We start from the raw sequence: 7,305 nt of genomic DNA on the forward strand, positions 1-7,305 counted from the left end.
CGTCGGGGGTGGCGCACATCGTCGTGGACGGCGGGGGCGGCAACTCGATCATCGTCGTGCCCGGGGCCAACGGCGAGGTCACCGGCGTGGCCGCGGGCGACCCCGGGATCATCGGGGGCAGCGCCGCCCTGCTGCTCCAGCTCGAACTGCCCGTGGAGGCGGTGGTCTCGGCCGCGCGCACCGGCCGCGAGCTGGGCGTCCCGGTCTACCTGACCCCGGCTCCCGCACGCGAACTGCCCGCCGAACTCCTGGAGTCGGTGGACGTCCTGGTGCCCAACCAGCACGAGGCGGCCGCGATCACCGGCCGCGCCGAGCCGCGAGAGGCGCTGGCCGCGCTGCTGGAACTGGTTCCGGAGGTGCTGCTGACCCTGGGCGAGGACGGCTCGCTCCACGGCCGCAGAGGGGGCGAGCCGCTGCACGTTCCCGCGCGCCGGGTGGAGGCGGTGGACACCACGGCGGCCGGGGACGTCTTCTGCGGGTCGTTCGCGGTCGCCCGCGCGGAGGGCCGCACGCCCGAGGAGGCCATGCGGTTCGCCGCCGCGGCGGCCGCGCTCTCGGTCCAGCGGCACGGCGCCAGTTCGTCGATGGCCTCCCGGGACGAGGTCGAGGCGCTGCTGGGCGGCTGAGCCCGCCGCCGCCCCTCCCCGGCTCCCGCGGGCCCCGGCCGTTCGGGCGCGCTCCTCAGGGCGCGTGCCCGATCTGGCGGAGGAAGGGGGCGGGGTCCTGGTTCTGGAGGCGCACCTCCAGCACGATGTCCACCGTGTCGCCGACCATGCGGCCTCCCCAGGGCACCGGCCCGCCGTCGCCCACGCCGAAGTCCGAGAGGCGGATCCGGGTCGTGGCGGAGAAGAAGTGGCCGTGGATGTCCTCGGGGGAGGCGTAGTCGGGGGCCTCGCCCACCCACTGGGCGTCCAGCACGGTGGGCACGGACGTGCCGTGGATGGTCAGGTCGCCGTGCAGGCGGAAGGCGTGGGGGTTGCGTCCGCCCGGTTCCAGCCCGGTGGAGGCGAAGCGCAGCTCGGGGTGGTGGTCCACGTCCAGGAAGTCGGGGGAGCGCAGGTGGGCGTCGCGCGCGCCCACGCCGGTGTTGACGCTGGCGGCGTCGAGGACGACCTCCACCGCGGACCGTTCGGGCTCCTCGGCGACGGCGACGCGGCCCCAGGCCTGGCCGAACGTGCCCTGGACCCGTCCGAAGCGCAGGTAGTGGGCGACGAAGATCAGGCTGGAGTGCAGGGGATCGAGGTACCAGGTGCCGGGTCCGGGACCGACCTGCGCGGAGGCGGTTGTCATTACCGATTTCTCCCTTTTGTCTTATCTGGGGCTTTTGTCCACATACTTTAGGTCTGACGCCCCGACGGAGAACGGAGTTCCGGCCCGGCCGGAGGCGAGATCTTCGACTCGGTGGCCGCGCACGCGTTGGAACCGCCTCTGACGAGGCGATTCGTGCCGTGTGAGATCTCCCGGAGGGTCCTGGGCGGCCGGAACCGGTCAGCCGTGCGTTTCCGGGTGGACACGGCACGCGAAGGACCGCGCGCCCACGGGCGCCGGCGCGCACACGAAGGAGGCCGGGGCGCTGCCGCCCCGGCCTCCTCCCACACACGCGTCCGGTGGACCCGCGCGGGCTCCGCTACATGTGCTCGGGAGCCTCCACGCCCAGCAGGTCCAGACCCTGGACCAGGACCCGGAACGCCACCGCGACCAGCGCCAGGCGCGACTCGCGCTCGGCCTCGTTCGGAGCGGTCAGCACCGGGCAGTGCTCGTAGAAGGCCGTCAGGGACTGCGCCAGCTCGAACAGGTACGTGGACAGCCGGTGCGGCTGGAGCAGGTCGCCGACCTGCGCCACCACCGCGCCGAACTCCAGCAGCTTGAGCGCCAGGTCGCGCTCGGCGCCCTCGGAGACGCTGATGTCCCCCCTGGCCTGCGACAGCTCCAGGCCGCCCTTGCGGAAGATGGACCGGATCCGGGCCTGGGCGTACTGCAGGTACGGGCCGGTGTTGCCGGTCAGGGCCAGCATCCTGTCGAAGTCGAAGGTGTACTCGGTGTCGTGCGCGACCGACAGGTCGGCGTACTTGACCGCGCCGATGCCCACCTGGCGGGCGATCTCGGCCTGGCCCTCGGCGTCCAGATCGGGGCGGTTCTGCGCGACCACCGCGGCGGCGCGCTCGATCGCCTCGTCCAGCAGCGCCATGAGGCGCACCGGGGCGCCGCTGCGGGTGCGCAGGATCTTGCCGTCGCTGCCCAGCACGTTGCCGATCTGCACGTGGACGGTCTCCACGCCCTCCGGCAGCCATCCGGCCTCGCGGGCGGTGGCCCACACCATCTTGAAGTGCATGGCCTGCGGTGCGCCGACCACGTACAGGATGCGGTCGGCCTTGAGGTCGTCCACGCGGTGGCGGACGGTGGCCAGGTCGGTGGTGGCGTAGCCGTAGCCGCCGTCGCTCTTGCGCACGATCAGCGGGACGGGCTTGTCCTCGCGGCCGGTGAAGCCCTCCAGGAACACGCACAGGGCGCCGTCGCTGATCTCGGCGATGCCCTTGGCCTCCAGCTCCTCGCACACGTCGGCGAGCGCGGCGTTGTAGCTGCTCTCCCCGGCCAGGTCCTCGTCGGTGAGGGTCACGCCGAGCTTGGCGTACACCTTGTTGAAGTAGACCTTGGAGAGGCCGACGAGCTTGCGCCACAGGCGCAGCGTCTCCTCGTCGCCGCTCTGGAGGGAGACCACGCGGCGGCGGGCGCGCGCGGCGAAGTCGTCGGGGCCGGGGCCCGACGAGTCGAACTTGGTCCGGGCCGCCTGGTAGAAGGCGTTGGGGTCGGTGGTGACCAGGTCCGCCTCGGGGGAGTCCTCGCCCACCTCCAGCAGGTGCTCGATGAGCATGCCGAAGGGGGTGCCCCAGTCGCCGATGTGGTTCTGGCGGATGACGTTGTGGCCCAGGAACTCCAGGGTGCGCGCGAGCGCGTCGCCGACCACGGTGGTGCGCAGGTGCCCGACGTGCATCTCCTTGGCCACGTTGGGCGCGGAGTAGTCCAGCGGGATGTTCTGGCGCTCCTGCTCGGGGACGCCCAGCCGCGGGTCGTCCAGGAGCCGGCGGGTCTGCCCGGCGATCCAGTCCTCGCGCAGCGTCAGGTTGATGAAGCCCGGCCCGCTGACCTCGACGTCGCGGCAGACGTCGGCCACGTCCAGGTGCTCCATGATCGCCGCGGACACCTCACGCGGCTTTCGGCCCAGTCGCTTGGCGAGCGCGAGCGCGGCGTTCGCCTGGTAGTCGGCGAACTGGGACGGGCGGATGACGGGGTCGGTGTCGGCGAACTCGGGGCCGAAGGCGGCGCCGAGGGCGGACTGGACCCGTCGCGAGAGTACTTCCTGCGGGTCGGCCATGCCCCAAGCGTACCGACCGGAGCCGCCCCTCCCGGCCCGTACGGGCCGGAGCGGGCGGTTGTCCACAGGCCCCCGGAAGGGCTGGGCGCGGTGCGTCGGCCGGAAATAACCTGGATACAAGGGGGTCCCCAGGCGCCGTCCGCTTCGCGCTGCCCGCCTACCGGCGCCCCGTCCCGGGCCGCCGTCAGCGCTCCTCGGGCTTCCCCTCGCCCTGTCAGCGCTCCTCGGTCTGCTCCGCGCCCCGCTGCCCCGGCGCCTCGGACTGGGCCAGGCGGTGCAGCCAGTTCGGCGGGCGGCTGTGCACCCGGCGGCGGATCTGCTCCCCGATGCGGCCGCCCGCCAGGTCGTTGGCCAGCTGGCAGGCGCGGGCCACGCCCTTGGCCCGGCTGTCGCCGTGCGCGATCACCACGGTCCCGTTCAGGCCCAGCAGCGCGGCGCCGCCGTAGGTCTCGCTGTCCAGCCGCTCGCGCAGGCTCCGCAGCGCCCTGCGCTGCAACAGCGCGCCCGCCTTGGCCGCGGTCGAGGAGGTCAGCGCCGCGTGCACGGCCTCCATCGCGAACGCGGCCGTGCCCTCCACCGACTTCAGCGCCACGTTGCCGGTGTGGCCGTCGGTCACCACCACGTCCACCTTGCGCGCGAGCAGGTCGTGGCCCTCGATGTTGCCCCGGAAGTCCATCGCCGGGGGCCCCTCCGCGGTGGCCGCCAGCAGCTCCGTCGCCCGGCGCACCAGCTTGTTGCCCTTGCCCGGCTCCGAGCCGATGGTGAGCACGCCCACCCTGGGCCTGCGCACCCCGAACGCGGTCTGGGCGTACGCGCAGCCCAGGTGCGCGAACTGCACCAGCATCTCGGGCTTGGCGTCGGCGTTGGCCCCGGCGTCCACCATGATCGTGGGCGTCTCGCCGGTGGGAAGGGTCACAGCCAGCGCCGGGCGCAGCACCCCGGGCTGGGTGCGCAGCCGCACGGTGGAGGTGGCCACGATCCCGCCGGTGGAACCGGCCGAGACCAGGGCGTCGGCGTCGCCCCGGCGGATCAGGCGGCAGGAGACGGCCGCGCTGGAGCGGGGCCGCCGCCAGCTGGCCAGGGCGCCCTCGTGCATGGCCAGGTTGTCCTCGGCGTGCACGATGGGGATGTCGCGCAGCGCGCCCTCCTCGGCGAGCAGCGCGGCGATCTCGCTGCGCCGCCCCACCAGCAGGACGCGCAGGCCGAGTTCGCGGACGGCCAGCACGGCCCCCCGCACGATCTCGGCGGGCGCGTTGTCGCCGCCCATCGCGTCCACGGCGATGATCGGCGGGGAGGAGCGCCGCGCGACGGAGGCCTCCGCGTCGGGTGTACCAGTCAACTGTTCCCTCACGGGTGTGGTGGGCGGACGCGGTGACACGGTATCTGGTCGCGCCGTGGCGGCGCCGTCGGGCACTTTCGTCTACTCATGCGAGGATACTTCCCGTATGTCCAGGTCAGGACTGGACTTCCCGCATGATGGATAAAAGTCCCCAAACGGGGTATATCCGCTCGCTGCCCCGGGGTGTGATCACCCTCCGGCGGCACGCGACAACCACATCGAACACCTTCCCGGTGGTCCGCCGGTGCGCACGCGCACCGGAACCGCCGGCTCAGGGCTGCCCGCACCAACCCGCCGGGCACCCTGCTCACCCGCAGAGAGGAGAGGCGTGAGCGTTACGCCAGACGTGGCAACTTCCCCGTCCGCCGGACGTCGGTTTCGTGCCTACACCACGAAACACCTCGACGAGCTCACCACGCGAGCCGGGCTCGCCGCCGACGAGCGGCTCGCGGTGCAGGCGGTGGCCACCGTGCTGCCGTTCCGGGTCAACAGCTACGTCGTCGACGAGCTGATCGACTGGGACGCGGCTCCCGACGATCCGATCTACCGCCTGGTCTTCCCGCAGGCGGACATGCTGCCCCAGGACGACGTGTCCCGGATCGCCGACCTGCTGCGCTCTGGCGCCCAGCGCAAGGAGCTGAACGAGGCCGCCAACCAGATCCGCGCACGCCTGAACCCGCACCCCGCGGGCCAGATGGACCTCAACGTGCCCAAGCTGGCCAACGAGGAGCCCATCCCCGGCGTCCAGCACAAGTACAAGGAGACCGTGCTCTTCTTCCCCAAGCAGGGGCAGACCTGTCACGCGTACTGCACGTACTGCTTCCGCTGGGCCCAGTTCGTCGGCGACGCCGACCTGAAGTTCGCCTCCAGCGAGATCGACCAGCTCGTCGACTACGTCCGCTCGCACCCCGAGGTCACCAGCGTCCTGTTCACCGGCGGCGACCCGATGATCATGGGCGAGGGGGTCATCTCCAAGTACATCGAGCCGCTGCTGGAGATCGAGCACCTGGAGGCCATCCGCATCGGCACGAAGGCGCTGGCCTACTGGCCGCAGCGCTTCGTCACCGACCCGGACGCCGACGACACCCTGCGCCTGTTCGAGAAGGTCGTGGCCTCGGGCAAGAACCTCGCGTTCATGGCCCACTTCTCCCACCCCAACGAGATGCGGCCCGAGCTGGTCCAGGAGGCGGTGCGCCGCATCCGCGCGACCGGCGCCGTCATCCGCACGCAGGCGCCGCTGATCCGCACGATCAACGACGACTCCGCCGTGTGGGAGAGCATGTGGCGCACCCACCTGCGGCACGGCATGGTCCCGTACTACATGTTCGTCGAGCGTGACACGGGTCCGCAGGACTACTTCGCGGTGCCGCTGGCGGAGGCCTACGAGATCTTCCGCGGCGCCTACAAGAGCGTCTCGGGACTGGCCCGCACGGTGCGCGGCCCGTCGATGTCGGCGACCCCGGGCAAGGTCTGCGTGGACGGCGTCACCGAAGTGGCGGGCCAGAAGGTCTTCGTCCTGCACTTCATCCAGGCGCGCGACCCCGAACTGGTCGGCAGGCCCTTCTTCGCCGAGTACGACGAGAAGGCCGCGTGGCTGTTCGACCTCAAGCCCGCCCTGGGCGCGACCCACCTGCCGTGGGAGCAGTCCCCGGTCGGCGCTCCCGGCGGCCTGGTCGACCCCACCCGCCTGTAGCCACGAACCGGCGCCGCGCGTCCCCGGCCCCGGGGCCGGGGGAGGGGCGGACGGCGGTCCCGTCCCAGGGGAATTGGAGCGTCCCTGGGGCGGGTCCCGTCCGCCGCGCGCAACCCCGGACACGAAGACGGAGCCCGGCACCGCGGTGGTGCCGGGCTCCGCTCGCGTCCGCGTCGTGGACGGAGTGCGGGCCGCCGGACGGGTTCGGGTGGTCGCGGCGGCCCTCGACGCGGACCCTTTCCGGGATGGTCTGAGGGGCGGGGGAGTCGGGTCAGCTCAGGAGGGCGTCGAAGTCTCCGGTCTTGGCGCCGCGCACGAAGGCCTCGATCTCGGCGGGGGTGTAGACGAGCGCCGGTCCCTGGGGGTCGCGCGAGTTGCGCACGGCGATGTCCCCGTCCGGCAGCGCCGCGACCTCGACGCAGTTCCCGTCCGGGTTGCTCCAGCTGCTCTTGGTCCAGACGACCTTCGGCAGACGGCTGGCGGGAACGCCGTTGTAGATCGGATGCATCTCAACCTCCTGGAACGTGGGGGACGCGTGAGCGGGGTGTGTCCACACGCGGCGGTCCAGTCCGCCGCGCCCGTTGTGTCGAACCCCCGGCCCCCACCGGGAAGACGACCCCCGGGCATGGGTGGCCCTGTCCCCCGTTGGGCTGTTTCATCCCCGGTGCGAGCCAAAGCGTAGCTTATGCACGTGCATTCGTACTTACGGCGGTAAGTACTTATGCAAGCGCGTCGGGCGGTTCGGAGACAGAACCGCACGTCACGCCTAACGCGTCGGGGGAAGCGGGGGGTTCGGCCCGCGCGGATCGTTGTCCGGTCGTGGCCGAAGGCGACCATCGGGGGACCGGTTTCGTGTGCGCAAAGCGAACGCCCGGGCGCGGAGGGCGACCAGGCGTGGGG

6 protein-coding genes are annotated in these 7,305 nt (G+C 72.3%); 2 read left to right on the forward strand and 4 right to left on the reverse strand.

Annotated elements, in window-relative coordinates; all coding sequences use genetic code 11:
* Window positions 1–626: PfkB family carbohydrate kinase (locus tag DQW06_RS07000; protein WP_117198173.1), on the forward strand; the 626-nt coding region annotated here is incomplete at its 5' end.
* A 55-nt stretch (window positions 627–681) separates the two neighbouring features.
* On the opposite strand, the gene DQW06_RS07005 is transcribed toward DQW06_RS07000, so the two are convergent.
* From DQW06_RS07005 to plsX, 3 genes are all read right to left on the reverse strand, one after another.
* Window positions 682–1,290, reverse strand: a complete 609-nt coding sequence (locus DQW06_RS07005) for a YceI family protein (protein WP_117198174.1) — start codon at window positions 1,288–1,290, stop codon at window positions 682–684.
* 337 nt (window positions 1,291–1,627) lie between these two features.
* Window positions 1,628–3,373, reverse strand: coding sequence for an arginine--tRNA ligase (gene argS, locus DQW06_RS07010; RefSeq protein ID WP_013155158.1), 1,746 nt, complete (start codon window positions 3,371–3,373; stop codon window positions 1,628–1,630).
* A gap of 214 nt (window positions 3,374–3,587) precedes the next feature.
* Entirely contained in the window at window positions 3,588–4,712 is a 1,125-nt protein-coding gene (plsX, locus tag DQW06_RS07015) for a phosphate acyltransferase PlsX (protein WP_013155157.1), read from the reverse strand.
* A gap of 346 nt (window positions 4,713–5,058) precedes the next feature.
* Here plsX and DQW06_RS07020 point away from each other — a divergent pair, with 346 nt between their 5' ends.
* Window positions 5,059–6,405 (forward strand): KamA family radical SAM protein, encoded by a 1,347-nt coding sequence (locus DQW06_RS07020; protein WP_071622800.1) that lies wholly within the window; start codon window positions 5,059–5,061, stop codon window positions 6,403–6,405.
* 271 nt (window positions 6,406–6,676) lie between these two features.
* On the opposite strand, the gene DQW06_RS07025 is transcribed toward DQW06_RS07020, so the two are convergent.
* A complete protein-coding gene (locus DQW06_RS07025; protein ID WP_013155155.1) occupies window positions 6,677–6,913 on the reverse strand; it encodes a DUF397 domain-containing protein in 237 nt (78 codons plus the stop codon).
* Window positions 6,914–7,305: the final 392 nt, after the last annotated feature.

The organism is Nocardiopsis sp. TNDT3 (assembly GCF_003427465.1).
GTDB classification, from domain to species: domain Bacteria; phylum Actinomycetota; class Actinomycetes; order Streptosporangiales; family Streptosporangiaceae; genus Nocardiopsis; species Nocardiopsis dassonvillei.

Coding starts and splice junctions, on each gene's coding strand:
- argS (WP_013155158.1), bottom strand. CDS start 3,373: ATGGCCGACCCGCAGGAAGTACTCTCGCGACGGGTCCAGTCCGCCCTC.
- DQW06_RS07005 (WP_117198174.1), bottom strand. CDS start 1,290: ATGACAACCGCCTCCGCGCAGGTCGGTCCCGGACCCGGCACCTGGTAC.
- DQW06_RS07025 (WP_013155155.1), bottom strand. CDS start 6,913: ATGCATCCGATCTACAACGGCGTTCCCGCCAGCCGTCTGCCGAAGGTC.